General features: G+C 74.5%; 23 protein-coding genes and 1 pseudogene. 13 read left to right on the top strand and 11 right to left on the bottom strand.

Annotated elements, in window-relative coordinates:
* Positions 1-424: 424 nt before the first annotated feature.
* The 3 genes from AB0B83_RS02380 to AB0B83_RS02370 all read right to left on the bottom strand — a co-directional run bounded on the left by AB0B83_RS02380 (position 425) and on the right by AB0B83_RS02370 (position 4,971).
* Positions 425-1,459, bottom strand: coding sequence for a 2-oxoacid:ferredoxin oxidoreductase subunit beta (locus tag AB0B83_RS02380; RefSeq protein WP_089002176.1), 1,035 nt, complete (start codon positions 1,457-1,459; stop codon positions 425-427).
* Complete coding sequence (locus tag AB0B83_RS02375) at positions 1,452-3,299, bottom strand: 2-oxoacid:acceptor oxidoreductase subunit alpha (RefSeq protein WP_357576619.1); 1,848 nt, start codon at positions 3,297-3,299, stop codon at positions 1,452-1,454. The genes AB0B83_RS02380 and AB0B83_RS02375 overlap by 8 nt, the downstream gene beginning before the upstream one ends.
* A 313-nt stretch (positions 3,300-3,612) precedes the next feature.
* Complete coding sequence (locus AB0B83_RS02370; protein ID WP_357576618.1) at positions 3,613-4,971, bottom strand: hypothetical protein; 1,359 nt, start codon at positions 4,969-4,971, stop codon at positions 3,613-3,615.
* Between the two features lie 182 nt (positions 4,972-5,153).
* On the opposite strand from AB0B83_RS02370, the gene ndhC reads away from it, so the two are divergent.
* The gene (gene ndhC, locus AB0B83_RS02365) at positions 5,154-5,531 is read left to right on the top strand and encodes an NADH-quinone oxidoreductase subunit A (RefSeq protein WP_121396759.1); all 378 of its coding nucleotides are present in this window, start codon (positions 5,154-5,156) and stop codon (positions 5,529-5,531) included.
* A 9-nt stretch (positions 5,532-5,540) separates the two neighbouring features.
* Here the strand turns inward: ndhC and folP are convergent, their stop codons facing one another.
* Entirely contained in the window at positions 5,541-6,410 is an 870-nt protein-coding gene (folP, locus tag AB0B83_RS02360) for a dihydropteroate synthase (RefSeq protein WP_357576617.1), read from the bottom strand.
* A 199-nt stretch (positions 6,411-6,609) separates the two neighbouring features.
* Between folP and AB0B83_RS02355 the strand changes: the two are divergent.
* The 4 genes and pseudogenes from AB0B83_RS02355 to AB0B83_RS02340 form a co-directional block, all read left to right on the top strand.
* A pseudogene (locus tag AB0B83_RS02355) lies at positions 6,610-6,972 on the top strand (DivIVA domain-containing protein); the annotation flags it as partial.
* Between the two features lie 461 nt (positions 6,973-7,433).
* A complete protein-coding gene (locus AB0B83_RS02350; protein ID WP_132231660.1) occupies positions 7,434-7,931 on the top strand; it encodes an SRPBCC family protein in 498 nt (165 codons plus the stop codon).
* Positions 7,932-8,121: 190 nt separating this feature from the next.
* A complete protein-coding gene (locus AB0B83_RS02345) occupies positions 8,122-8,703 on the top strand; it encodes a DNA-3-methyladenine glycosylase I (protein WP_151454727.1) in 582 nt (193 codons plus the stop codon).
* Between the two features lie 13 nt (positions 8,704-8,716).
* Positions 8,717-9,340: a hypothetical protein gene (locus AB0B83_RS02340; protein WP_357576616.1), complete on the top strand. Its 624-nt coding sequence runs from the start codon at positions 8,717-8,719 to the stop codon at positions 9,338-9,340.
* Between the two features lie 68 nt (positions 9,341-9,408).
* On the opposite strand, the gene AB0B83_RS02335 is transcribed toward AB0B83_RS02340, so the two are convergent.
* Both AB0B83_RS02335 and AB0B83_RS02330 read right to left on the bottom strand, forming a co-directional pair.
* The gene (locus tag AB0B83_RS02335) at positions 9,409-10,200 is read right to left on the bottom strand and encodes an enoyl-CoA hydratase-related protein (protein WP_357576615.1); all 792 of its coding nucleotides are present in this window, start codon (positions 10,198-10,200) and stop codon (positions 9,409-9,411) included.
* A 2-nt stretch (positions 10,201-10,202) separates the two neighbouring features.
* On the bottom strand, positions 10,203-11,021 hold the full coding sequence (locus tag AB0B83_RS02330; RefSeq protein ID WP_357576614.1) for a PaaX family transcriptional regulator C-terminal domain-containing protein: 819 nt from the start codon (positions 11,019-11,021) through the stop codon (positions 10,203-10,205).
* Between the two features lie 189 nt (positions 11,022-11,210).
* Here AB0B83_RS02330 and AB0B83_RS02325 point away from each other — a divergent pair, with 189 nt between their 5' ends.
* Together AB0B83_RS02325 and AB0B83_RS02320 are read left to right on the top strand one after the other, a co-directional pair.
* Positions 11,211-11,378 (top strand): DUF3117 domain-containing protein, encoded by a 168-nt coding sequence (locus AB0B83_RS02325; RefSeq protein ID WP_007455245.1) that lies wholly within the window; start codon positions 11,211-11,213, stop codon positions 11,376-11,378.
* A 129-nt stretch (positions 11,379-11,507) separates the two neighbouring features.
* Positions 11,508-12,974, top strand: coding sequence for a leucyl aminopeptidase family protein (locus AB0B83_RS02320; protein ID WP_357576613.1), 1,467 nt, complete (start codon positions 11,508-11,510; stop codon positions 12,972-12,974).
* Positions 12,975-13,020: 46 nt separating this feature from the next.
* Here AB0B83_RS02320 and AB0B83_RS02315 read toward each other — a convergent pair whose 3' ends face one another.
* On the bottom strand, positions 13,021-13,608 hold the full coding sequence (locus tag AB0B83_RS02315; protein WP_357576693.1) for an O-methyltransferase: 588 nt from the start codon (positions 13,606-13,608) through the stop codon (positions 13,021-13,023).
* Positions 13,609-13,887: 279 nt separating this feature from the next.
* On the opposite strand from AB0B83_RS02315, the gene AB0B83_RS02310 reads away from it, so the two are divergent.
* Positions 13,888-15,231, top strand: a complete 1,344-nt coding sequence (locus tag AB0B83_RS02310; RefSeq protein ID WP_357576612.1) for a trypsin-like peptidase domain-containing protein — start codon at positions 13,888-13,890, stop codon at positions 15,229-15,231.
* A 73-nt stretch (positions 15,232-15,304) separates the two neighbouring features.
* The gene (locus tag AB0B83_RS02305; protein WP_151454721.1) at positions 15,305-15,727 is read left to right on the top strand and encodes a preprotein translocase subunit TatB; all 423 of its coding nucleotides are present in this window, start codon (positions 15,305-15,307) and stop codon (positions 15,725-15,727) included.
* Between the two features lie 199 nt (positions 15,728-15,926).
* On the opposite strand, the gene AB0B83_RS02300 is transcribed toward AB0B83_RS02305, so the two are convergent.
* From AB0B83_RS02300 to AB0B83_RS02290, 3 genes are all read right to left on the bottom strand, one after another.
* Positions 15,927-17,075 carry an Mrp/NBP35 family ATP-binding protein gene (locus tag AB0B83_RS02300; protein WP_357576611.1) on the bottom strand — a complete coding sequence of 383 codons (1,149 nt, stop codon included), beginning with the start codon at positions 17,073-17,075 and terminating at the stop codon, positions 15,927-15,929.
* Between the two features lie 162 nt (positions 17,076-17,237).
* On the bottom strand, positions 17,238-17,852 hold the full coding sequence (locus AB0B83_RS02295; RefSeq protein ID WP_357576610.1) for a DUF1003 domain-containing protein: 615 nt from the start codon (positions 17,850-17,852) through the stop codon (positions 17,238-17,240).
* Entirely contained in the window at positions 17,845-19,131 is a 1,287-nt protein-coding gene (locus AB0B83_RS02290) for a CBS domain-containing protein (protein ID WP_357576609.1), read from the bottom strand. The genes AB0B83_RS02295 and AB0B83_RS02290 overlap by 8 nt, the downstream gene beginning before the upstream one ends.
* Before the next feature lie 33 nt (positions 19,132-19,164).
* Between AB0B83_RS02290 and AB0B83_RS02285 the strand changes: the two genes are divergently transcribed.
* A complete protein-coding gene (locus AB0B83_RS02285; protein WP_357576608.1) occupies positions 19,165-20,034 on the top strand; it encodes a PhzF family phenazine biosynthesis protein in 870 nt (289 codons plus the stop codon).
* A 137-nt stretch (positions 20,035-20,171) separates the two neighbouring features.
* Positions 20,172-20,681 (top strand): hypothetical protein, encoded by a 510-nt coding sequence (locus tag AB0B83_RS02280; RefSeq protein WP_357576607.1) that lies wholly within the window; start codon positions 20,172-20,174, stop codon positions 20,679-20,681.
* Positions 20,682-20,705: 24 nt separating this feature from the next.
* Here AB0B83_RS02280 and AB0B83_RS02275 read toward each other — a convergent pair whose 3' ends face one another.
* Entirely contained in the window at positions 20,706-21,437 is a 732-nt protein-coding gene (locus tag AB0B83_RS02275; protein ID WP_357576606.1) for an HAD family hydrolase, read from the bottom strand.
* Between the two features lie 106 nt (positions 21,438-21,543).
* Between AB0B83_RS02275 and AB0B83_RS02270 the strand changes: the two genes are divergently transcribed.
* Positions 21,544-22,506, top strand: coding sequence for a DMT family transporter (locus AB0B83_RS02270; protein ID WP_357576605.1), 963 nt, complete (start codon positions 21,544-21,546; stop codon positions 22,504-22,506).
* 218 nt (positions 22,507-22,724) lie between these two features.
* The gene (locus AB0B83_RS02265; RefSeq protein ID WP_357576604.1) at positions 22,725-24,920 is read left to right on the top strand and encodes an APC family permease; all 2,196 of its coding nucleotides are present in this window, start codon (positions 22,725-22,727) and stop codon (positions 24,918-24,920) included.
* The last annotated feature ends 11 nt before the right edge of the window (positions 24,921-24,931 follow it).

The following is a 24,931-nucleotide window of genomic DNA, read 5'->3' as shown; positions in this document are numbered from 1 at the left end:
TGGTCACCTTCGGTAACAACTCATCCTCCGGGCGCCACTGCAGTCCGCGCCCTTTGCTCTGCATCCGTATATGCGCCAGCGACCCTGAGTACCTGGTGCGTATGTGGCTGCAGAGCAAAGGGCGCACAGGGTCGGGCCGACTCGGTGCCGCGAAATTCGCTGAATCCGCTGGTAATAGGCCTGCCAGCCTGATTGGCGGCAGTCGGGATTCGCTTCAGTGTCGAAATCGCCGTTACTGAACGTAGCGAATCGCGAGGAGATGGGTCCTGTCACTCAACGTGACATGGGGTGCAACCCCGGCTCCTGAGTTCCAGCAACCGTAGAAGGGCCCGCCACCAGTCGGTGGCGGACCCTTCTCGCGGTTCTGGCCCCTTGGGCGGCCAGCCTCCCCGACTCCTCGCTCAGGGGCGGCCGGTCGCGCCGGTCAGAGGATCGTCCAGGTGTCCCCGCTGGCGAGGAGCCCGGCGAGCTGCTGCTCCGGGGTCTCGGTGACCTTCGCCTTCGCCTCGGCGAGCTGCTCCTGCACCACGCTGTCGTACGACGGCCGGTCCACCGAGCGGAACACGCCGATCGGGGTGTTCCGCAGGTCCAGGCCGGGCAGCCGGGAGAGCGCGAAGGCGTACGCCGGGTCGGTGACCGTCGCGTCGTGCACGACGATCTCACCCGGGCTGACCGACGCGGTCTCCCGGACCTCCAGGCCGAACCCGCCGGGCGGGTGCACGACGCAGAACTGCCCGTCCTTGCCGAACGTGATCGGCTGCCCGTGCTCCAGCCGGATCAGGAAGTCGTCGCGGGTGGCCGGCTCCTTGAGCTGGTCGAACGCGCCGTCGTTGAAGATGTTGCAGTTCTGGTAGATCTCCACGAACGCCGAGCCCTGGTGCTCCGCCGCCGCCCGCAGCACCGACTGGAGGTGCTTGCGGTCCGAGTCGATGGTGCGGCCCACGAAGGTTGCCTCGGCCCCGAGGGCGAGCGACAGCGGGTTGAACGGCGCGTCGGCCGAGCCGGCCGGGGTCGACTTCGTGACCTTCCCGACCTCGGAGGTCGGCGAGTACTGCCCCTTCGTCAGGCCGTAGATCCGGTTGTTGAACAGCAGGATCTTCAGGTTGACGTTGCGGCGCAGCGCGTGGATCAGGTGGTTGCCGCCGATGGAGAGCGCGTCGCCGTCACCGGTGACCACCCAGACCGACAGGTCGGGGCGGCTGGCCGACAGGCCGGTGGCGATCGCCGGGGCTCGGCCGTGGATCGAGTGCATCCCGTAGGTGTTCATGTAGTACGGGAAGCGCGACGAGCAGCCGATGCCCGAGACGAAGACGATCCGCTCGCGCGGGATGTTCAGCTCCGGCATGAACTGCTGGATCGCGGCGAGGATCGCGTAGTCGCCGCAGCCGGGGCACCAGCGCACCTCCTGGTCGGACTTGAAGTCCTTGGCGGTGAGCTTGAGGGCGACGGGCTCAGACATTCTTCAGGACCTCTTCCAGCATCGTCTCCAGCTCGGCGGCGGTGAACGGCAGGCCGCGGACCTGGTTGTAGCCGATCGCGTCGACCAGGTACTTCGCCCGGATCACGTGGGCGAGCTGGCCGAGGTTCATCTCGGGGATCACCACGCGGTCGTAGGAGCGCAGCACCGTGCCGAGGTTGGCCGGCATCGGGGCGAGGTGCCGCAGGTGCGCCTGCGCGATGGCGTGGCCGCGCTGGCGCAGGCCCCGGCACGCCGCGCCGATCGGCCCGTACGTGGAGCCCCAGCCGAGCACCAGCACCCGGGCGTCGCCGTCCGGGTCCTCGACCTCGATGTCCGGCACCGGGATCGTCTCGATCCGGGCCGCCCGGGTGCGCACCATGAAGTCGTGGTTCGCCGGGTCGTACGAGATGTCGCCGGTCTTGTCGGCCTTCTCCAGGCCGCCGATGCGGTGCTCCAGCCCGGCGGTGCCCGGGACGGCCCACGGCCGGGCCAGGGTCTCCGGGTCGCGCAGGTAGGGCAGGAACGTGGTGCCGTCGTCGCCGTTGGGCTTCGTGGCGAACTCGACCCGCAGGTCGGGCAGCGACTCGACGTCGGGCAGCAGCCACGGCTCGGAGCCGTTGGCGACGTAGTTGTCGGACAGCAGGATGACCGGCGTGCGGTAGGTCAGCGCGATCCGGGCCGCCTCGATGGCCGCGTGGAAGCAGTCCGACGGCGACTTCGGCGCGATCACCGCGATCGGGGCCTCGCCGTGGCGGCCGTAGAGCGCCATGTTGAGGTCGGCCTGCTCGGTCTTGGTGGGCATGCCCGTGGAGGGACCGGCCCGCTGCACGTCGACGATGACCAGCGGCAGCTCCAGCGCCACCGCGAGGGAGATCGTCTCGCTCTTGAGCGCGACGCCCGGGCCGCTGGTGGTGGTGACGCCGAGCGAGCCGCCGTACGACGCGCCCAACGCCGCGCCGACCGCGGCGATCTCGTCCTCGGCCTGCATGGTGAGCACGCCGAAGCGCTTGTGCTTGCTCAGCTCGTGCAGGATGTCCGAGGCCGGGGTGATCGGGTAGGCGCCCAGGAAGACCGGCAGCCCGGAGCGGACGCCGGCGGCCACCAGGCCGAGCGACAGGGCCGCGTTGCCGGTGATGTTGCGGTAGGTGCCCGGCCGCATCTTCGCCGGCTTGACCTCGTAGCGGACCGCGAAGTCCTCGGTGGTCTCGCCGAAGTTCCAGCCGGCCCGGAACGCCGCGACGTTCGCCGCGACCAGCTCGGGGCGGGCGGCGAACTTGCGCTCCAGGAAGCGCAGCGTCGACTCGTACGGCCGGTTGTACATCCAGGAGAGCAGACCGAGGGCGAACATGTTCTTGGCCCGCTCGGCGTCCTTCTTGGACACCGCGAGCTCGGCGAGCGCGCCCACCGTCATCGAGGTCAGCGCCACCGGGTGCACCACGTAGCCGGCGAGGGAGTCGTCCTCGAGCGGGTTCGACTGGTAGCCGACCTTGGCCAGGTTGCGCTTGGTGAACTCGTCGGTGTTGACGATGATGTCCGCGCCCCGCGGCAGGTCGGCGAGGTTGGCCTTGAGCGCCGCCGGGTTCATCGCCACCAGCACGTTCGGCGAGTCGCCGGGGGTCAGGATGTCGTAGTCGGCGAAGTGCACCTGGAAGCTCGACACGCCCGGCAGGGTGCCGGCGGGAGCCCGGATCTCCGCCGGGAAGTTCGGCAACGTGGAGATGTCGTTGCCCAGCTGCGCGGTCTCCGAGGTGAACCGGTCGCCGGTGAGCTGCATGCCGTCGCCGGAGTCACCGGCGAACCGGATGACCACCCGGTCCAGTTGACGGATCTGCTTGGTCACGCCTGCACCTCGCTTCGCTGGGCGCGGTCGCGCGGGCGGCTGAACGTGATGGTGACCTCGCCTTGCCCGGCCACGTGACCTCCTTGACGCACCGCTGCACCAGACCCGCCGAGGCGGGCCCGGTCCGCTGTAGTTACCTCACCTGAGAGCCTACGTCGAATCGCGGCCCCAACCTTCTCGGAGGCCGCCCTGTGGGATGCGATCCAGCGAGATTCCACCCCGATTTGAGGTGTTTCCGTCCGCCCGCCGTAATCCAGATCACCGGTCGCGGGGTGGGCGGGACGCAGACCCGGTCGGACCAGGGCCGCCCGGGTCACTCGGTCGGTGCCGTGGACGGTCCACCCGCCGGGGCGGTCATCCGCCGCCGCAGGGAGGTGGTCGCCAGCGTGAGGGCGAACACCACCAGCAGCGTGGAGACCACGATCAGCAGGATCGCCGTCCGCCGTACCGAGCCACCTCCGCCGTCGCCGCTGACGGCCGCGGCGTCGGCGGCGAGCACGCCCTGCGACCCGGTCGGCGCGGGCGGCGAGGCCACCGGGGTCGCCAGCGCGGCGGCGGCGGTGATCCGGAAGCTCATCTGCACCTGCCGGGCCCGGCCGCTGCGCGGGTCGAGCTGGCCGAGCACCGCGCCGGCCAGCGGGGCCTGCCGCTGCGCCTCGGGGGTCGCGGAGACCGGCAACCGCAGCTGCGCGGTCCGGCCGGCGGCGAGGGTGCCCAGCTCGCAGCGCGTACGGGAGGGGTCGACCGTGGTGCAGCCGGACGGGGGCGTCGGCACGGTCACCCCGGCCGGCAGGACCACCTCGATCCGGCCCTCGGCGTCCACCCTGCCGGTGTTGCCCAGGCGCACGTCGAGCCCGCTCGACCCGCCACTGATGTCGAAGGAGACCGGGTCGGCGTCCAGCCTGATCCCCGGCACCGGCGGGCCGGGCGGGAAGAGCACGGCGAACCCCTCGTCGTCGCCCACCGGGCCGGGCACGCCGGGGGCGGTCGCGGTGACCCGGACGGAGCCGCTGAGCGGCATCCGCTTCCAGGCGTCGCCGTCGACGCGTACCCGGAGCAGGGTGCTGAACCGGGCGCCGGGCGCGCTGGCCCACTCCCCGCAGCGGTGCTCCCCGCCGCCGACCAGAGCGCAGCCCGCGGTGCCGGCGTCGGACAGCCCGGCCGGCAGCGTGTAGGACAGCCCGATCCGGGCGGGCGTGGCGCCCGTGTTCGTGATGGTCACCCGGAGCGTGGTCACCGTGCTCGCCGCGTTCCAGTACGCGGCGGTCAGGGTGATGTCGTCGGTCGTGACGCTGACCCCGGCCAGGGGCGCCGGCGGGGTGGCGGCGGGCGCGGAGGGCCGGACCGGCGGCACCGACGGCGCCGGGGGCGGTGCGGCGGTGGTCGGCGCGGCGGTGGTCGGCGCCGGCTGCTCCGGGGCCGTCGTCGTCGGGGCCGGCTCGGTCGTCGGGGCCGGTGGCGTGGTCTCCGGCGGCGGCGCGGTGGTCGAGGGCGCCTCGGTGGGCACCGGCCCCGTGTCCGTCGGATCCGCGGTGGGAGTGTCTCCGCCCGGCTCGCCGGCCGGCTCGGTCGCGATGGAGGCGGCCCGGGCGGCGGTCGGTGCGGCGGTCGCCCAGCCGGGCACCGCGGCGACGGTCAGTCCGACCGCGAGGCCGATCGCCAACAGGGGCACGACGCGTCGGTCACGCGCCCGCCGGCTAGGCCGTACGTCCACGCGAGCCATCTGTCCTCCGGTGACGATGAGTGAGATCCCAATATTCGACAATTGTTGCCAGAGGGCACTAGTCCCGCCGGGAAACGAATCCGTAACGGGTTCGACCCGAGCCGCGACGAGGAGCGGTAGGCTCAGCGACCGTGACCGGTTACCTGGGCTCGTACGCGACGCTCGGGCTGCTGCTGCTCGCCAGCGTCCTCTTCTTCGTTACGGCGTTCTCGGCCAACCGGGTGTTACGCCCTGCCCGTCCGGCGGATCCCTTCGGCAAGCGCACCAGCTACGAGTGCGGCCTCGACCCCGTCGGCGCCGACTGGGCGCAGATGCAGATCCGTTACTACGTGTACGCGTACCTCTACGTGTTGTTCGCCGTGGAGTCGGTGTTCCTCTTCCCGTGGGCGGTCGTCTTCGACCGGCCGGGGTTCGGCATGGTCACGGTCGTGGAGATGGCGGTCTTCGTCGCGGTGCTGGCGCTCGGCATCCTCTACGCCTGGCGCAAGAACATCCTGCGCTGGTCCTGACCTCGACGGTCAGGCGAGGCCGCGCCGGGTCAGCGTCGGCGGACGGTCGCCCCGGATCGAGGCGACCATGTCGAGCACCCGCCGGGTGGGGCGGACCTGGTGCGCGCGGAACACCCGGGCGCCCAGCCAGGCCGAGACCGCCGTGGCCGCGAGCGTTCCCTCCAGCCGTTCGGCCACCGGCAGGTCCAGCGTCTCGCCGATGAAGTCCTTGTTCGACAGGGCCACCAGCAGCGGCCAGCCGGTGCCGGAGAGCTCGCCGAGCCGGCGGGTGATCTCCAGGGAGTGTCGGGTGTTCTTGCCGAAGTCGTGCGCCGGGTCGATCAGGATCCCGTCGGCGCGTACGCCCAGCGCGACCGCGCGGTCGGCGAGCCCGGTCACCGTCGTGAGCACGTCGGCGACCACGTCGGCGAAGGCCGCGCGGTGCGGGCGGGTCCGGGGCGCCAGGCCGCCGGCGTGCGAGCAGACCAGGCCGGCGCCCGTCTGCGCCGCCACCTGGGCCAGGGCCGGGTCGGCGCCGGACCAGGTGTCGTTGAGCAGGTCGGCGCCCGCCGCCACCGCCTCCACCGCCACCTCGGCCCGCCAGGTGTCGATCGAGATCACCACGTCCGGGAAGGCGGCCCGGACGGCGGCGATGGTCGCCACCGTGCGACGGATCTCCTCGGCCACGTCGACCTCGGCGCCGGGACCGGCCTTGACCCCGCCGATGTCGATGATCTCGGCGCCCTCCTCGACCGCCCGCTCCACGGCGCGCAGCGCGCTGTCCTGCGCGAAGGTCGCGCCCTGGTCGAAGAACGAGTCCGGCGTGCGGTTGACGATCGCCATCACCACCAGCTCGTCCGGGCCGAACGTGCGCCCACCGAGCCGAAGCGCCCCGGCCATGCCGCCTCCTGAAGGTCACCGCCGACCCGTCCCCGCCGTCGGCCGATGACGACGCTAGCCGGTCCGCCCGGGTCGGACCCCGCCGGTCCGCCGTCGCCGCCTCCCGTACGGGTGCGTCGGGCGGGGGTCTTCGGCACGGATCCGGGGCGCGGCGGGTGGCGGGGTCGCTCCCGGCGGTTCGACATGCCACGATCTGTGCATGGGTCAGGTTCTGCTCCTGCTGGTCGTGGCGTTGACCGTCGCGGCGGTCGTGTTCGGGGTGACGGTGCTGGTCTCCGGCCGGGATCCCGGCCTGGTGCCGGCCGAGCCGGACGGACGGTCCGTGCCGCTGCCGGCGTCCCGCCCGCTCGCCGAGTCCGACGTGGGTGAGGTCCGGTTCGACACGGCGCTGCGGGGCTACCGCATGGCCCAGGTCGACCACGCTTTGCGCCGGGCGGCCTACGACATCGGCTACAAGTCCGAGCTGATCGGCGTGCTGGAGGCGGAGGTCGCCGCGCTGCGCGAGGGGCGGACGGCGGATGCCGACGCCCTGCGCCGGGCGCGGGAGCAGGCGGCCGGGGCCGCCGCCGAGTCGTCGCCGGAGGCCCGGGGGACGGTGCCGGTCGGGGCCGACCGCCCGGACGCACCGGGGGACACCGACGTGGTCGTCGCGCCGATCCCCGCGTTCGCGGGCCCGACCGTCGCGTCGGCGGCGAAGGACGCGACGCCGGCCGGCTCCGCAGCCACCGGGCACCCCGGCGACGCCGCCTTCGCCCGGCCCGGCACCGACCGCACCGCCGACCGGACCGGCGACACCGACGCCGACACCGCCGTGGACCAGACGGAGGCGGGCGATACCGCCGTGGACCGGTCTGACGCGGCCGACACCGCCGTGGACCGGTCTGACGCGGCCGACACCGCCGTGGACCGGCCCGGCGCGGGGGACACGGCCGTGAACCGGACCGACGCGGGCGACGGCACGACACAGCCGGCGGGTGACGCGACCAGCCCCGGCCCGGTGGTCGGGTCGGGGTCGGAGTCGAAGTGACCGGTCCGGAACCCGGCGACGACCTGCGCGACGTGGCGCAGCCCGGCGCGGGCGAGGTCACCGCCACGGTGATCGTCGACGCGCCGGCGGAACGGGTCTTCGCGGCGCTGACCGCCTGGGAGCGGCAGTCGGACTGGATCCCCTTCACCACCGTCCGGGTGGTCGAGGGCGACGGCGGCGAGGGCAGCCTGGTCGAGGCGGTCACGGCGCTCGGCCCCGCCGTGCTGCGTGACGAGATGCGGGTGGTCCGGGTGGACGCGCCCTACGAGGTGGGCGTGGTGCACTGCGGGAAGTTGCTGCGCGGCCCCGGCGTGCTCCGCTGCACGCCGCTGGAGCGGAACCGCACCCAGGTGGTCTGGCACGAGTGGTTCCACCTGCCCGGTGGGCCGGCGGGCCGGGTGGCCTGGCCGGTGCTCTGGCCCGGGTCGAAGTTCAGCCTCAGCCAGGCACTGAAGAAGTTCGGTCGGCTGGTGGAGCAGGGCCGGCTCCCCTGACCGGGGCGGCCGTGGATCGTGCCCCGTCGGGCGACTTGGCTTGATCGACTCGATGTCGCCGACATCGGGGTGTCGGCGTGACCGGGACGCCCCGATGTCGGCGAACCCGGGCGGACCGGGCCCGGCGGCCGGGGCGCTGCGCGGGGCCGCAGGGCGCGGGCCCGTCGGGGCCGTGCCCTAGCGTGGACGTGTGACTGACCTGGTGATCGGCGCCGACGGGCTGCCGCGATGCGGCTGGGGGCACAGCACCCCCGACTACGCCGCCTACCACGACACCGAGTGGGGCCGGCCCCTGCGCGGCGACGACGCGCTCTACGAGCGGCTTACGCTGGAGGCGTTCCAGTCGGGGCTGTCCTGGCTGACCATCCTGCGCAAACGTCCCGCGTTCCGGCTGGCCTTCGACGAGTTCCGGATCGAGACCGTGGCCGACTACGGCGACGCCGACGTCGCCCGGCTGCTCGCCGACGCCGGCATCGTCCGCAACCGGGCCAAGATCGAGGCGGCGATCGCCAACGCCCGGGCGGCGCTGGAGCTTCCAGAGGGGCTCTCCGCGCTGCTCTGGTCCTTCGCCCCGCCGCCCCGGCCGGCCCGACCCACGTCGTTCGCGGAGGTGCCGGCGTTGACCGCCGAGTCCACCGCGATGGCCAAGGCGCTCAAGAAGCGGGGCTTCCGCTTCGTCGGCCCGACCACGGCCTACGCGCTGATGCAGGCCACCGGGATGGTCGACGACCACCTTGCGGGCTGCCACGTCGTGGCGGCGCGGGCGGCGTGATGGGATGGAGGCCATGACGACCGACACCGCGCACCGGGTGGACGGGGCGCGCCCCGCCGACGGCACGGGCGCCTGGGCGGTGCTGCTGCCCACCGGGCGCTACGAGGCCGAGCGGCTCGTCCACCACGACACGCTCGAGTTGACCGGCCTGGCCGACGCCGCCCGACCCCGCCCCGGCGACCGGGTGGCCGTGCTGGTCGACGCGCCGCCCCGGCTGGTGGCGCTGGGCCGGGTCACCGGGGCCGGCGGCGAGGAGCGGGAGGACCCGGACGACCCGCAGTCCGAGCAGGTCGAGGCGCCGCTGGTGGTGGCGTACACCCGGCGGGCCTTCGACGAGCCGGCGCCGGCTGACGCGCTGGCGCTCGACGGGCCGGTGACGGCGCTGGACCCGGCGGCCTTCCGGGCCCTGGCCGACCGGCTCGGCCCGCCGCCGCAGCGGCGCTCCTGGCTGGTCAGCCTGGACCTGCCGATCGAGGCCGCGTCGCCCGCCGAGGCGGTCCGCCTGTTCTGGGCCTACGTGCAGGAGTTGGGCCCCCGCGAGCTGCCGGCCTTCGTCTCGCCCTCCGGCGACGAGCTGGCCATGCAGGCGTTCGTGCTTGGCGCGGAGGCCAACCAGGATCCGGAGGAGGACGACTGACCCGACCGGCGACGGCCGCCCGGCCCACCGGCGGTGGAATGCGGGGCCGGGCCGGCCCGGGGGAGGCGTCAGCGGCCCTCGAAGACCGGCTTCTGCTTGTTGACGAAGGCCAGGGTGCCGGCGCGGTGGTCGGCGGTGCCCCCGCAGATCGACTGCGCCTGCGCCTCGGCGGACAGGGCGTCGGCCAGCGTGCCCGCGTCGGCGATGGAGAGCTGCCGCTTGATCGCCCCGTACGCGACGGTCGGGCCGGCGGCCAGCCGGGCGGCCAGCTCCTGCGCGGTCGGCAGCACCTGCTCGTCGTCCTCCACCAGGCGGTTGAGCAGCCCGATCTGGCAGGCGTCCGTGGCGCCCACCGGCTCGGCCAGCATCAGCAGCTCGATGGCCTTCGCGTGCCCCACCAGCCGGGGCAGCGTCCAGGAGGCGCCGGTGTCGGCGGCGAGCCCGACCTTGGCGAACGCCATCAGGAAGCTGGTCGACGGCCCGCCGATGCGGATGTCGGCGAGGAACGCCAGCGAGGCGCCCGCCCCGGCGGCCATGCCCCGCACGGCGGCGACCACCGGCTTGGGCAGGTTGGCCAGCCGGGCGGCGATCGGGTTGTAGTGCGCGCGGACGGTGTCCAGCGGGTTGCCGTCGCTGGACTCCAGGGTCTGCACGTGCTCACGCAGGTCCTGGCCGGCGCTGAACGACCGACCCGCGCCCGCGAGCACCACCGCGCGGCAGGACCGGTCGGTCTCCAACTCGGCCAGCGTGTCCCGCAGCGCCTCCTTGAGCGCGACGTCGAGCGCGTTCATCGCCGTGGGGCGGTTCAGCGTCAGGGTGACGACGGCGTCGGTGCGGTCGACGAGCAGCGGCTCGGTCACTTCTAACGACCCTTCTGTCGGGCGATGCGGTTGCCGGAGTCGAGGCACTGCTCGACGTACCGGTCGGCGGCCGGCCGCAGCCGTGCCGCGTGCCGGTCGAAGAAACTGGCCGCGGCGGTGCCGGGCCAACGCTCGGGGAGCAGCGCCGGGGGCAACTGCGGGTCCCGGAACAGGAAGGTACGCCACGCGTGCACGAGCCGGAACCGGGCGGCGTACGCCTCCTCGTCGAGGCTGCGCACGGTGACCCCGGCCAGCAGCGGTCGCTGCTCGGCGACGAACTGCTCGTACGCCTGGCCGATCTCCGTCAGGTCCCAGGCCCGGCGCACCACGCCCATCGCGCCGGGGGTGCCGGCGGTGTGCGCGGCGGTGAACCGCTCGTAGCGCACGCCCGCCTCGTCGAGCAGCACGTCCACGTCCTCGCCGGGCCGGGTCGCCACCCAGGTGCACTCGTCGAGGGCGCCGTAGCCGAGGAAGGTCAGGTTGGCGGCGAGCCGCTGCCGGTCCCGCCGGGACAGGGGGGCCTCCAGGACCAGCAGGTCGAACCGCCCGTCCCAGGTGATCCGGCCCGTCCGGTAGATCCGCGCGGCCGCCTCGTCCAGCCGGCGGGCGGCTTTCGGGGTGATCGAATATCCCGGTCCGGAGGTCAGCCGACACGGGTCGAGCCACCCCTGACGGACCATCCGGGAGACCGCCGTACGCACGGCGGGCGGGGCGATCCCGAGCGGCGCCAGCAGCCTGACCAGGGCGGCGACGGGTGCCCGGCCGCCCCTCGCCCGGAGGTGGTCGCCGTACAGGTCGAAGAGTGCCGACCGTGCCTGCATGACCGCACATTGTGACAGGCCTTCTCAGGATAAGCTAGATGCTGTTACATCAATGCTGCTTCGGTTTGGGTCCGGCGGTGTTCATCAGGGAAAATCGTTGGTCGACACCCCCGCGTAGGTTGCGGTGGTCAAGACGAAGTGGCTGTGGGGCAACCCACCGACCCTGGTGTAGGTCTGAGGGGAGACAACATGGCGGCGATGAAGCCGCGGACGGGCGACGGTCCGCTGGAAGTCACCAAGGAGGGCCGGGGCATCGTCATGCGCGTCCCGCTGGAGGGCGGTGGCCGGCTCGTCGTCGAGATGACTCCCGACGAGGCCAACGCGCTCGGTGACGCACTGAAGGCAGCCGCCGGCTGACCGAGGAACGGTCCGCGCGCCCGCGTGGGCCTTTCGTCAACCCCTGAGCCACCGGCCCCGCCGGTGGCTCAGGGTCTTCATTCTCCCGCGGAGCCACGCTCCGCGAGCTTCCTGGAGGTACGGCTCCGCGTGCTCGCCATCCGTCTGCTCGCCGAGCCGGACCGGCTCGACACCCTCGTTCTGCCCGTCCGGCCAGGTGCGGCCGGCGACGAACCGGCCCGACCGGCCCCGACCGGGGCGACGCTGCCCGACGGCGTGGCCGAGGAGGCCGTCGCCCTGGTGCCGGCGGCACGACTGACCGGGCGCCCCGGTGAGGTCCATGCGCAGTTGCGACCCGGGCGGGACCCCGGCCGGCTGCTGCTGCTCGGCGTCGGCGAGGGCGACGAGGCGGGCTGGCGGACGGCCGGCGCGGCTCTGGCCCGGGCCGCGAAGGATGAGATCCACGTCACGTTGGCCATGCCGGCCGACGCCACCGAGGCGGCCGTACGCGGACTGGTCGAGGGCCTGCTGCTGGCCTCGTACCGGTTCCGGCTGACCGACGCCGGCACCGCCCCCGCCCTGGCGGAGGTCGACGTCGTGGTGGCCGACCCGGACGCGCACGGCGCGGCCCTGGAGGTGGCCCGGACGACGGCCCGGATGACCCGGTTCGCCCGCGACCTCACCAACACCCCCTCGTCGGTGAAGAACCCGCAGTGGTTCGCCGACCAGGTCGCCGCCCTCGCCGCCGACGTGCCGGACCTGCACCTGCGGGTACGCGAGCCGGAGGAGCTGGCGGCCGAGGGCTTCGGCGGGATCCTGGCCGTCGGGGGCGGCTCGGCCAGCGGCCCGCGCCTGGTCGAGCTGGACTGGCGGCCGGCCGACGCGCGTACCCACGTGGTGCTGGTCGGCAAGGGGATCACGTTCGACACCGGCGGCATCTCGATCAAGCCGGTGGCGTCGATGAAGCTGATGCGCAAGGACATGGCGGGGGCGGCGGCGGTGGTCGCGGCGACCCTCGGCGCGGCGGCCCTGCGCCTGCCGGTCCGGGTCACCACGCTGGCACCGCTGGCGGAGAACATGCTCAGCGGCTCGGCGTTCCGCCCCGGCGACATCATCCGCCACTACGGCGGCACGACCAGCGAGACCACCAACTCCGACGCCGAGGGGCGGCTCGTCCTGGCCGACGCGCTCGCGTACGCCGTCGCCGAACTCCAGCCCGACCTGCTGGTCGACCTCGCCACGCTCACCGGGGCGAACGCGGTAGCGCTGGGCAAGCGCACCGGCGCCCTCTACAGCGACAACGACGCGCTCGCCACGGACGTGCTGGCCGCGATCGCCGCCGCCGGCGAGGCCGCCTGGCGGATGCCGCTGCCCGCCGACTACGCCGAGCACCTCGGCAGCGACCTGGCCGACCTGCACAGCTCGCCGGACCGGGGCGCCGGGTCCGTGATGGCCGCGCTCTACCTGCGGGAGTTCACCGGCGGGCTGCGCGACCGGTGGCTGCACGTGGACATGTCCGCGCCGTCGTGGGCCGACGGCGACGACGCCGAGCTGACCCGGGGCGCGACCGGCTGGGGCGTACGCTCGCTGCTGCGCTGGCTGGGCTCGCTGGGTTGACCGTCCGGCGGCGCCCGCCCCCGGCGGGCCCCCGGTCAGCGGCGGGTCAGCACTTGACGGCGGCGAGCAGCCCGTGGCCGACCGGCAGCAGCGCCGGGATCCAGTGCTCGGACTCCCGGATCGCCTTGATCGCCTCGCGGACGGTCACCGTCTCGACGTCCCGGGCGGCGGGGTCGCCGATCCGGCCGCCGGCCAGCGTGCCGTTGAGCGCGACCACGCCGCCCGGCCGCAGCAGCCGCAGCGCGGCGTCCACGCAGGCGGCGAACCCGGTCGACTCGGCGTCCACGAAGACGAGGTCGTACGCGCCGTCGGCGAGCCGGGGGAGCACGTCCAGCGCCCGGCCGGTGATGATCCGGGTGCGACCGGCGGCGAAGCCGGCCTCGGTGAAGATCCGCCGGGCGATCCGCTGGTGCTCGACCTCGACGTCGATGGTGGTGAGTACGCCGTCGGCGCGCATCCCGCGCAGCAGCCAGACCCCGCTGACTCCCGTGCCGGTGCCGATCTCCACCACCGCCCGGGCGCTGCCGGCGGCGGCGAGCAGGCGCAGCGCCGCGCCGGCGCCGGGGGTCACCGCCTCCAGGCCGACCTCGTGGGCCAGGCTGCGGGCGGTGCGCAGGACGAGATCCTCGGTCACGTACGACTCGGCGAAGTGCAGGGTCTGGGCCGTCGAATTGCCGGAACCGGCGACCGTGGCGATGGGACACCTCCGGGCGGCATGCGTGGTGCGGGGGCGGGTGGGCACTGTGAGCCTAGAGGCGACGTCGAACGGGCGCAGCCGCGCGTCCGCCACCCGACGATCACGGTCGGCAACCGGTGACTCCATCCGCGGCATCCGTGTAATCCTGGAAGCGGTGTTCCGGCCAGCGCGACCGGGCGACGCTGTCGCCGGGTCCGTGGAGCGCGGGATCCGGGGATGGACTGGGAGGGCACCGACGTGACCGACGGCTGGGACTGGCGCCAGCCCGGGGGAACTCCGGCGCCGGCGCGACCGCCGGTGTCCGGACATCCGCCGGTGGGGTCGCCGCCGACGCCTCAGGGCGCCGGGGGCGGCACGACTTCGCCCTGGTGGTCCGACGCGCTGGCCGACCCGTGGCGCGACCCGGCCGCGCCGACCGCCGTGGTGCTGCCGGCCGCGCCGAGCCCCGGCACCGAGCCGGAGCCGGTCAGCGACCCGGATGCCCCGGGCCGGCCGACGCTGCGGCAGCTCCTCCTCATCCCGTTGATCACCGCGCTGCTCGCGGGCAGCCTGGGCGGCGCGCTCGGGTACGCCTTCGCGGTGCGCGGGGGCGCCATGGGCGGCACGGTGCTCGGCGCGGACCCGCAGGCGCCCGGCCTGGCCCAGCGCAGGCCCGAGTCGCTGGCCGGGGTCGCCGAGCGGGTGCTGCCCAGCGTGGTGACGGTCCGGGTGGCGGGCCTCGGCGGCACGAGCGAGGGCTCCGGCTTCATCGCCAGCGCCGACGGGCACGTCATCACCAACGACCACGTGGTGGCGGGGGCGACCGGCAAGGCGTCGGTGGTCTTCAACGACGGCAGTTCGGCCCCGGCGACCGTCGTCGGGCAGGACCCGGAGTCCGACATCGCGGTGATCAAGGTCTCCCGGACGGGCCTGCGGCCGGTCGAGTTCGGCGACTCCGACGCGCTGGCCGTGGGCGACCCGGTGCTGGCCATGGGCTCGCCGCTCTCGCTGGCCAACACGGTCACGGCCGGCATCGTCAGCGCCCTGGACCGGACGATGCGGGCCGGCGAGCCTGGCGGCCCGACGCGCTACTACGCGGCGATCCAGACCGACGCGGCGGTCAACCACGGCAACTCGGGCGGCCCGCTTGTCGACGGCGCGGGCCGGGTGATCGGGGTCAACTCGACGATCAAGTCGCTGGTCTCCGAGGGGCAGGAGGCGGGCAACATCGGCCTTGCCTTCGCCATCCCGATCAACCAGGCGAAGCGGATCACGCAGGACATCATCGGCACCGGCAAGGCCCGGCGCACGGTGATCGGCGCCCAGGTCGGCGGGTCCGGCGCGGGCACCGGAGGAGCCGGCGTACGCCTGGCGGCCGTGGAGCCGTCCGGCCCGGCGGCGGGCGCGGGGCTGCGGGCCGGTGACGTGATCCTGAAGCTCGACGGCCGTCCGATGACCGAACCGACCGACCTGATCGCCCTGGTCCGGAAGTTCGCGCCCGGCGCGGTGGTGACCGTGGAGTACCGCCGGGGCGCCAACCGGCAGAACGCCTCCGTGACCCTGGCCGCGGACGCCAAGTAGGGACCGTCACCCCCTCCCCGGCCGGTGCCCCACGTGCGTAGTCTTGCTGCTGACGCCGAAGGAGGCCCGCGCAGTGTTCGAGAACCTGAACTGGTGGGAGATCGGTGCGCTGCTGCTCCTGGCGCTGCTGATCTTCGGTGACCGGCTGCCCGCGGTGATCAGCGACGGCCTGCGCATGGTGCGCAACCTGCGCGCGATGGCCAGCAACGCCACCACCGACCTCAGCCGCGAGCTGGGCACCGACATCCAGCTGGAGGACCTGCACCCGAAGGCGTTCATCCGCAAGCACCTGCTCAGCGAGGAGGACGAGCAGGCGATCCGGAAGCCCCTCCAGGGCGTCTACGACAACCTGCGGGCGGACGTCACCGGCGTGCACAACGAGCTGAAGGACGTGGCATCCGCCGCCGACGTGCGCGCGAACGGCAGCCGCCCGGCGACCGCCACCGGCGCCGCCCCGGCCCCCGCCCCCCGGGCCAGCTACGACGACGCGACCTGATCCCGGGTCAGCTACGACGCGACGCGACCTGATCCCGGGCCAGCGGCGCCGACGCGACCTGACTCCGTGAACGGCGAGGTCGCGCCGATCCGGCCCCGGCCCGCCTCGGCGTCGCCACGGACGGCGACGGGGGCGGCGCTCCCGGGGGAACGCCGCCCCCGTGCGGGTGGCGACAGCGCCGGCCGTGGCCGGCGTACGGTCAGCGGCCGGCGGGCTTGAGGCCCAGCGGCTTGCCGAGCAGCGACTCCCGGCGCAGGGCGAGCCGGTCGGCGACCTGGCCCAGCGCCTTCGCGGCCGGCGACTCCGGCTCGGCCAGCACGATCGGGGTGCCCACGTCGCCGGCCTCGCGCACGCGGGTGTCGAGCGGGACCTGCCCGAGCAGCGGCACCTGCGCGCCGATGGTCTTCGTCAGCGACTCGGCGACCGCCTGGCCGCCGCCCGCGCCGAAGACCTCCATCCGGGAGCCGTCCGGCAGCTCCAGCCAGGACATGTTCTCGATGACGCCGACCACGCGCTGGTGGGTCTGCAACGCGATCGCGCCGGCCCGCTCCGCCACCTCGGCGGCGGCGGTCTGCGGGGTCGTGACGATCAGGATCTCGGAGTTGGGCAGCAGTTGGGCCAGGGAGATCGCCACGTCGCCGGTGCCCGGGGGCAGGTCGAGCAGGAGCACGTCCAGCTCGCCCCAGTAGACGTCGGCGAGGAACTGCTGCAACGCCCGGTGCAGCATCGGGCCGCGCCACACCACGGCGGCGTTGCCGGCGGTGAACATGCCGATCGAGATGACCTTCACGCCGTGCGACTGCGGCGGCATGATCATGTCCTCGACGCGGGTCGGGCGGCCGTCCGCGCCGAGCATCCGGGGCACCGAGTGGCCGTAGATGTCGGCGTCGACCACGCCGACGGAGAGCCCGCGGGCGGCCAGCGCGGCGGCCAGGTTGACCGTCACGCTGGACTTGCCGACGCCGCCCTTGCCGCTGGCGACCGCGTACACGCGGGTGCGGGAGCCCGGCTGGGCGAACGGGATGACCGGCTCCTGGGAGGCGCCGCCGCCGCGCAGCTTCGCCTGGAGCTCCTGGCGCTGCTCGGGGCTCATCACGCCGAACTCGATCGCCACGCCGGTCACCCCGGGCACCGCGCCGACGGCGGCCGTGATGTCCGAGCGCAGCTTGTCCTTCAGCGGGCAGCCGGCGACGGTGAGCAGCAGCTCGACCCGTACGACGCCGTCGTCGCCGACCTCGGCGGAGCGGACCATGCCCAGCTCGGTGATGGGCCGGCGGATCTCCGGGTCGTTGACGGTGGCCAGCGCGGCCTGGATCGCGTCGGAGACGGTGCTGACGGGTGCTGACATGCCCGCAATGCTACGTCGGCGGCCCTGCCCCACCGCCGTCAGCGGGGGGCGGTGTGAGCGAATCGATGGCGACGGCTGCGCTGGGCGGCATACCGGACGTAGCGGGACGATCGAGTCGGTCCCGCTGCGCCGGGCCCCCGGGGCAGGCGGCGTCCGGGCCGCTCAGGCGTCGGCCTCCCGGCCCTCCGGGCGGCCGTCGTGGGCCTGATCGCCGTCCAGGTCGTCGCGGGGCTCCTCCAGCCCGTCGCCGTGCTGCGGGACCCTGTCCTGCTGCCGGCGCTCCAGCCGCTGCCGGCGCCGGCCCGCCTCGTCCAGCTCCTCGGCCAGCCGGGCCAGCTCCGAACGGAGGAAGTCCCGGGTCGCGACCTCGCCCATCGCGTTGCGCAGCGCGGCGATCTCCCGCGCCAGGTACTCCGTGTCGGCCTTCTGCATGGTCGCCCGGCGGCGGTCCTCCTCCAGGGAGACCCGGTCCCGGTCGGCCTGCCGGTTCTGCGCCAGCAGGATCAGCGGGGCCGCGTAGCTGGCCTGGAGGGACAGCACCAGGGTCAGGAACGTGAAGGTGTACGGGTCGAAGCGCAGGTGCGCCGGGGCCAGGGTGTTCCAGCCGAACCACAGCGCGATCACGATCGTCATGTAGACGATGAAGTTCGCGGTGCCCATCCCCCGGGCGATCCCCTCGGACCACCGGCCGAAGGCCTCCGGGTCGAACCGGGGCAGCTTGACGCCCCGGGGCTCGCGCGGCTGGTCGAGCCGCTGCGCCCGTCGCTGCTCAGCCATCCGCGCCGTCCAGCGTCGGCCCGGTGGTGGACGGGCGCTCGGCGGCGTCCCGGTCCCGCCAGTCCCGGGGCAGGAGGTGGTCCAGCACGTCGTCGACCGTGACCGCGCCGACCAGCCGGTTGTTGCGGTCGATGACGGGCATGGCGACCAGGTCGTACGTGGCCATCCGGCGGGTGATCTCCGGCAGCGGGGTGGTCGGCCGCAGCGGGTCGATGTCGTTGACCACGATGCCGCCGAGCAGGTCGGCCGGCGGCTCGCGGAGCAGCCGCTGGAAGTGCACCATGCCGAGGTAACGGCCGGTCGGCGTGGTCATCGGCGCCCGGGACACGAAGACCTGCGCGGCGATCGCGGGGGAGAGCTGCGGTTCCCGGATCCGGGCCAGGGCCTCGGCGACGGTGGCGTCCGGCGGCAGGATGACCGGCTCGGAGGTCATCACGCTGCCCGCCGTTCCCGGCGTGTACTTGAGCAGCTGACGCACCGGGTCGGCCTCGCCCGGCTGCATCAGGTCGAGCAGGACGTCCTGCTCGGGCGGCGGCAGCTCACTGAGCAGGTCGGCGGCGTCGTCCGGGTCCATCTCCTCCAGCACGTCGGCGGCCCGCTCGCGGTCCAGCGCGGCCAGGATCTCCACCTGGTCGCGCTCCGGCAGCTCGCTCAGCACGTCGGCCAGGCGCTCGTCGTCGAGCGCGGCGGCGACCTCGTTGCGCCGGGTGTCGGGGAGATCCTGGAGGGCGTTGGCGAGGTCGGCGGGGCGCATGTCCTCCAGCACCGAGAGCAGGTTGGCCGTGCCCCGGCTGTCGGCGATGCCGCTGAGCCCGCGTACCCGCTCCCACTCGACCTGGTGCAGGTGGCCCCGGCGGGTCAACCGGCCGGTCTGCTCGCGTACGGCGACCCGGGCCAGCGACCACTCGCCGCCCCGGCTGCACTCCATCGCCACGTCGACCACGGAGCCCGACTGCCCGCCGGGCTCGACCTGTACCCGGCGGTCCAGCAGCTCCTGGAGCACGAGCAGCTCGTTCGGGCGCTTCTCGAAGCGGCGCAGGTTGAGCGTGCCACTGCCGAGCACGACCGCGTCGGCGTCGATGGAGGTGATCCGGTTCAGCGAGAGGAAGATGCGCCGCCGCATCGGCATCTCGGCGACCAGACCGACCACCTCGGGCGGGCGTTGCGTCGGCCGCAGCCTGCCCACCGCGTCGCGGACCCGGCCCACCTGGTCGCCGTTGGGATCGAAGACGGCCACCCCGGCGAGCCGGGCGAGGTAGACCCGGGTCGGCGTGCTCACGGGCACCAGCCTAAGCGCCTAGTGTTTATCAACATGTCGACCTTGGCCTACGAGATCGTGGACGTCTTCACCGACCGCCCGTTCGCCGGCAACCCGCTGGCGGTGGTGTTCGGCGCCGAAGGGCTGGCCACGGAGCAGATGCAGGCGCTCGCGCTGGAGTTCAACCTCTCCGAGACGGTGTTCGTGCTCCCGCCCACCCAGGTCGGCGCCACCTACCGGGCCCGCATCTTCACCCCGGCCGAGGAGCTGCCCTTCGCCGGTCACCCCAGCGTCGGCGCGGCGGTGACCGCGAGCCGCCGTGGGATGTTCGGTGTGGGGCAGGTCACCCAGGAATGTGGGGCGGGCGTGCTGCCGATCGAGGTGACCGCGACCGGGGCCACGCTCACGGGCGGCGTACCCACCCTCGGCCCCGAGCTGGACCCGGAGCCGCTGCTGGAGATGGCCGGCCTGGACGCGGACGACCACGTCGGCCCGGCGCCCCGGGTGGCCGGCTGCGGGCTGGAGTTCCCCTACCTCCCGGTCCGCCCGGACGCGGTGGCCCGCGCACGGGTCAACGCGGCGGCGGCACAGCGGTACGGAGTGGAGCACGTCAGCGTCTTCTCCTGGGACGCCGCCGCTCAAACCGCGCACGCCCGGGTCTTCGTCCCCGGGTTGGGTGTGCCGGAGGACCCGGCCACCGGCTCGGCGGCCCTGGGCCTGGGGGTGTGGCTGGTCGCCAGCGGCCTGCTGCCCGCCGACGGGCGCGCTGAGTACACCGTCCACCAGGGCATCGAGATCAACCGCCCGTCCGTGCTGGCCTGCACGGTGACCGCCGAGGACGGTCAGGCGGTGGGCGCCACCGTGGCCGGGCACGTCGTACCGGTGGCCCGGGGCGAGATCACGGTCCCGCCGTTCGTCGGCTGACCTGCGCGATCCGTGCCGCCGGACCGGATCGCCCGGCGTCGTGCCCGTGCCGTGCGTGCCGACCGCGTCGACGGCGGCGCGCGGCCGGACCCCGGGCGGCGCTGACGGGACGGGGGTGGATGCGGGAGGATGCGAGGGTGACCGACGCGGAGCGGACCAGCACGCCGCTGGTCGACGAGGCGATGAAGAAGGCCGCCGTGGCCTGGGTGAGCGTGCCCGGCGGGCCGGCGCTCGCGCTGTGGTGCCTGCCCCTGGAGGGGGCGCTCTTCGTGGTCAGCGGCCCCGGGGAGCAGTCCGCCCCAGGGCTGGCCGACGCGACCGAGGCACAGGTCACCCTGCGCGGTGACCACGGCGGGCGGATCGTCACCTGGCCGGCGCGGGTGAGCCGCCTGGCGCCCGGCACCGAGCACTGGGAGACGACCGCGCCGCTGGTGGCCGCGAAGCGGCTCAACGCGCCCGGGCCCACGGCCGAACTGGTGCAGCGCTGGGCGGCCGACGGCTGCGCGGTGAACCGGCTGGAGCCGGCCGGCGAGCCGCTCGCCGGCGCCGGGCTGCCCGCGGACTCGCTGGCCGAGGTGCCCCGCGAGACGCCGGCGGTCCGGGCGACCCGCAAGCCGTTCCGCCTGCACCGGGTCCGCCGCCGCTGAGACGCCCGGCCCGGGTCCCGGGCTTCACGCGGGGACGCAACCCGCCGGCACGGGCACGCCCGCCCGCCCCGGCACCCCGTCGACGAGGCCGACCACCTCGTCGAGCGAGCGCAGCATTGGCCCGGTCCAGGTCTCGTCGGCGTTGAACACCATGTGACCGGCCAGGTCCGGCGCGGCCAGCCGTACGGCTGTCATCCCGGCCCGCTCCGCCCCGGTCAGCTCCTGGCTGCCGCCGTCGCCGACGTAGAGGCAGTCCGCCGGCGCCAGGTCGAGCCGCCGGCACGCCGCCTGGTAGAGCGCCGGGTCCGGCTTGCAGCGCCCCACCTGCACGGAGAAGACCCGCACGTCGAGCAGCGGGGCGATCGGCAGTTGCGGCAGGAACGCCGGCAGCTCGTGCGTGCAGTCGCTGATCACTCCCGTACGCAGGCCGAGCCCCCGCAGCGCGGCGAGCGTGGGCACCGCCTCGTCGCGCAGCCGGGTGTCGGCGCGGATGGCCCGGTGGCGGGAGGCGACCGCCGAGCGGACGGCGTCGTCGGAGGGGTGCACCCCGGCCTGCTCGCAGACCCAGCGCAGGGTCGCCTCGGCGTTGCCGAGCCGCCCGCAGGCCCGCTCGTAGTAGGTGCGGTCGAGCACGTCGACGAGCGTGCGCGGGGCGCAGCCCAGCAGCTCGGCCGTCGACCGGTGGGCCTCGCCCCGCTGCACGGAACGGGTCAGCGTGCCGAAGAAGTCGAACAGGACCGCCTGGTAGATGGGCATGGGGGAGCGCCTCCGGGCGGTAGGGGAATCGCCGGCGCGGACAGGCATGATCGTAACGGAGTGCTGACGTTCCGTGTTGGCCTGTGGCGTGTGAGGATTGCTCCCCGTGTCCCCCGCAGCGCACCGCCCGTCGTTCCACCCGGCGACCACCGGGGCGCTCGTCCTGGCCGTGGTCGCCGTCTCGTCGTCCGCGCCGCTGGTGGCCGTCGCGGCGGCGCCGGCGCTGGCCGTCGCGTTCTGGCGCAACCTGCTCTCGGTCGCCGTGCTCGGCCCGTTCTCGGCGACCCGGCGACGCGCCGAGTTCCGGTCGCTGACCATCGGCGCCGGTCGGCGTGAGGGCGTCTACTGCGTGCTGTCGGGGGTCGCGCTCGCCGCGCACTTCGCCACCTGGATGCCCAGCACCAAGCTCACCTCGGTCGCGGCGGCCACCGCGCTCTGCGCCACCCAGCCGGTCTGGCAGGGGCTGATCGCCCGCGCCCAGGGGCGCCGGCTGCCGGGCGCCGTCTGGGTCGGCATCGGGGTGGCGGTCGCGGGCGCGGTCGTGGCGACCGGGGCGGACTTCGCCGTCTCCGGTCGGGCCGTGGCCGGCGACCTGCTCGCGGTGGCCGGCGGCCTGTTCGCGGCGGTCTACACCGCGCTCGGCGAGCGGGCCCGTACGACGATCAGCACGACCACCTACACCACCGTCTGCTACGGGGTCTGCGCCCTGGTCCTGCTGGTGGTCTGCCTGGTCGGCCGGGTGCCGCTGACCGGCTTCGACACCGGCACCTGGCTCGTCGTGCTGGCCCTGGTGGCCGGGGCCCAGCTGCTCGGGCACTCGATGTTCAACTACGCCCTGAAGAAGGTCTCGGCGACCACGGTCAGCGTGCTGGCCCTGCTGGAGGCCCCGGGCGCGGCCCTGATCGGCTGGGCCTGGCTGGGGCAGCTGCCCGGGGTGACCGCCCTGGCGGGGCTGGGGCTGCTGCTGGCCGGCGTCGCCGTGGTGGTGCTCGGCGGCGCCCGCTCGGCCCGCCGCGTCCGCCCGGTCGCCACCGCCGTCCCCGCCGACGCCGGCCCACCGCCCGACTGACCCGCCACCCGACAGGCCCCGCCGGACGCTGCCCGCTGCCCGTCGGACGCGTCCGACCGACCTGCCGCCTGCCGCCTGCCGCCTGCCGCCTGCCGCATGCCGCATGCCGGCCCGCCGGACGGCGGCCACTCCTTCGGCGCGGGAACGGCCGTTCCGCCTGCCGGATCCGGCGGCGTCCGTGAGAGTGCGAGGGAGGGCACGCGGCGGCGGGAAGGCGGATGGCGGAGCGGGACGGCGACGAGGGCGGCACCACCGTCACGCCGTCGGCCGAGTTCCCGCCGCTCGACCCGGACGAGCTGCGGGCCCTACGCCGGATCGGTGACCGGTGGCGGGTTGCCCGGCGGGGCCGAGGGCCCGGCGCGGACATGCTGCCGGTGGACCCGACGCTGCGCCGGCACCCCGACCGGCCGGCCCCGACGCGGTTCGGCCGGCTCGCCCCGATCGCGATGTTCCGGATCGGGGAGCCGGACGAGTTGGTCGCCACCGCGCCGGCCAACCTGCCCGGCAGCCGGCTCGGCCGGGCGACCACGCGGCTGCGGCGGGGGCTGTTCGGGCCGCCGCTGAGCAGCGCCGCCGTCGTCTACGAGCGGATGCGCAAGCTGGTGGCCCTGCCGGTGCTCTCCTCCGACCTGCTCAGCTCGGTGGCGTACGGGCCGGAGGCGATGCTCGCCGTGCTGCTGCTCGCCGGCAGCGGGGCGCTCGGGCTGTCCCTGCCGCTGGCCGCCGGGCTGGCGCTGCTCATGATCGCGGTCGGCGTCTCCTACCGGCAGACCGTCGCCGCCTACCCGCACGGGGCCGGGTCGTACATCGTGGCGGGCGACAACCTGGGCGCGGGGGCGGGGCTGGCCGCGGCGGCGGGACTGATGACGGACTACGTGCTCACCGTGGCGGTGTCCGTCTCCGCCGGCGTCAGGGCGATCACCTCGGCGATGCCGGGACTGGCCGCCTGGACGGTGCCCCTCGGGCTCGCCGTGATCGGTCTGCTGCTGGCGGGCAACCTGCGCGGCGTACGGGCCGCCGGCAACCTCTTCGTGCTGCCCACGTACGCCTTCGTGGTCGCACTGCTGGCGCTGCTCGCGGTCGGCTGGTTCCGCGCGGCCGGGCGGGGTTTCGTCCCGGTCGCCCCGCCGCCGGTGCCGGCCGTGGAGGGGCTGGGGCTGCTGCTGGTGCTCCGCGCGTTCTCCTCCGGCGCGGTCTCGATGACCGGCATCGAGGCGGTCTCCAACGCGGTTCCGGCGTTCCGGCCTCCCGAGTGGCGCAACTCGCGCACCACGCTCACCTGGATGGTCGCGATGCTGGTGCTGTTCTTCGGCGGCCTCGTCGGGTTGATCCACCTGTCCGGGCTGGTGCCCACCGCCGAGCAGTCGATCCTCTCCCAACTGGCCCGGGTCACCTTTCCCAGCGGTCCCTGGTACGCCCTGATCCAGGCCGCCACCGCGCTGATCCTGCTGCTGGCCGCGAACACCGCCTTCAACGACTTCCCCCGCCTGCTCTTCTTCATGGCCCGGGACGGGCACGCGCCGCGCCGGTTCCTGCACATGGGCGACCGGCTGGCCTTCAGCAACGGGCTGGTGGCGCTCACCGTCGCGGCGGCGGTGATCCTGGTGGCCTTCCGCGGGCACACCGAGGCGCTGATCCCGCTCTACGCGGTCGGGGTGTTCCTCGCGTTCACCCTGTCCCAGGCCGGGATGGTGCGGCACTGGCGACGCCGGCGCGGCCCCGGCTGGCGCCGCCGGGCGACGATCAACGCGGTGGGCGGCACCTTCTCCGGCCTGGTGCTGGTGACCGCCGCGGTCACCAAGTTCACCGAGGGCGCCTGGGTGGTGGTCGTCGCCGTGCCGCTGCTGGTCCTGCTGTTCCGGGCAATCCACCGGCACTACCGGAGGCTGCACCGGTCCCTGGCGCTGCACCCGCCGCCGGGCGGCCCGGCGCCCGGGCCGCCGGTGGTGCCGGCTCCGCCGCCCGCCGCCGGGCCCGCCGCGCCGGAGGACGAGGAACTGCCCGAGCAGGTACGCCACCTCGTGGTGGTGCCGGTCGCCCGGCTGAACCGGGCCTCGCTGCGGGCCCTGGCGTACGCGGCCTCGCTCGGGCAGCCGACGCTGGCCGTGCACATCGCCCCGGAGGAACCGGAGGCGGACCGGTTCCGGGAGCGGTGGCGGTTGTGGGGCGACCACCTGCGGCTGGAGACGATCGTGTCCCCGTACCGGGCGGTGGTCGGGCCGCTCGCGCACTACCTGGAGGCGCTGCACGCCTCCCGGGCCGACCTGGTGCTGACCGTCGTCGTGCCGGAGGTGGTGGTGCGCAGCCGCTGGCACCGGCTGCTGCACAGCCGCACCGAGCACCGGCTGCGTACGGCGCTGCGCCGGCTGCCGGGGGTGGTGGTCACCAGCCTCCCGGTGCACCCGGGCGGGTAGCGGCCCGAGGG

The organism is Micromonospora sp. NPDC049060 (assembly GCF_040649055.1).
Lineage (GTDB): Bacteria > Actinomycetota > Actinomycetes > Mycobacteriales > Micromonosporaceae > Micromonospora > Micromonospora reichwaldensis.
The sequence above is the reverse complement of the archived record's forward strand: the minus strand, read 5'-3'. Positions and strand labels throughout refer to the sequence as shown.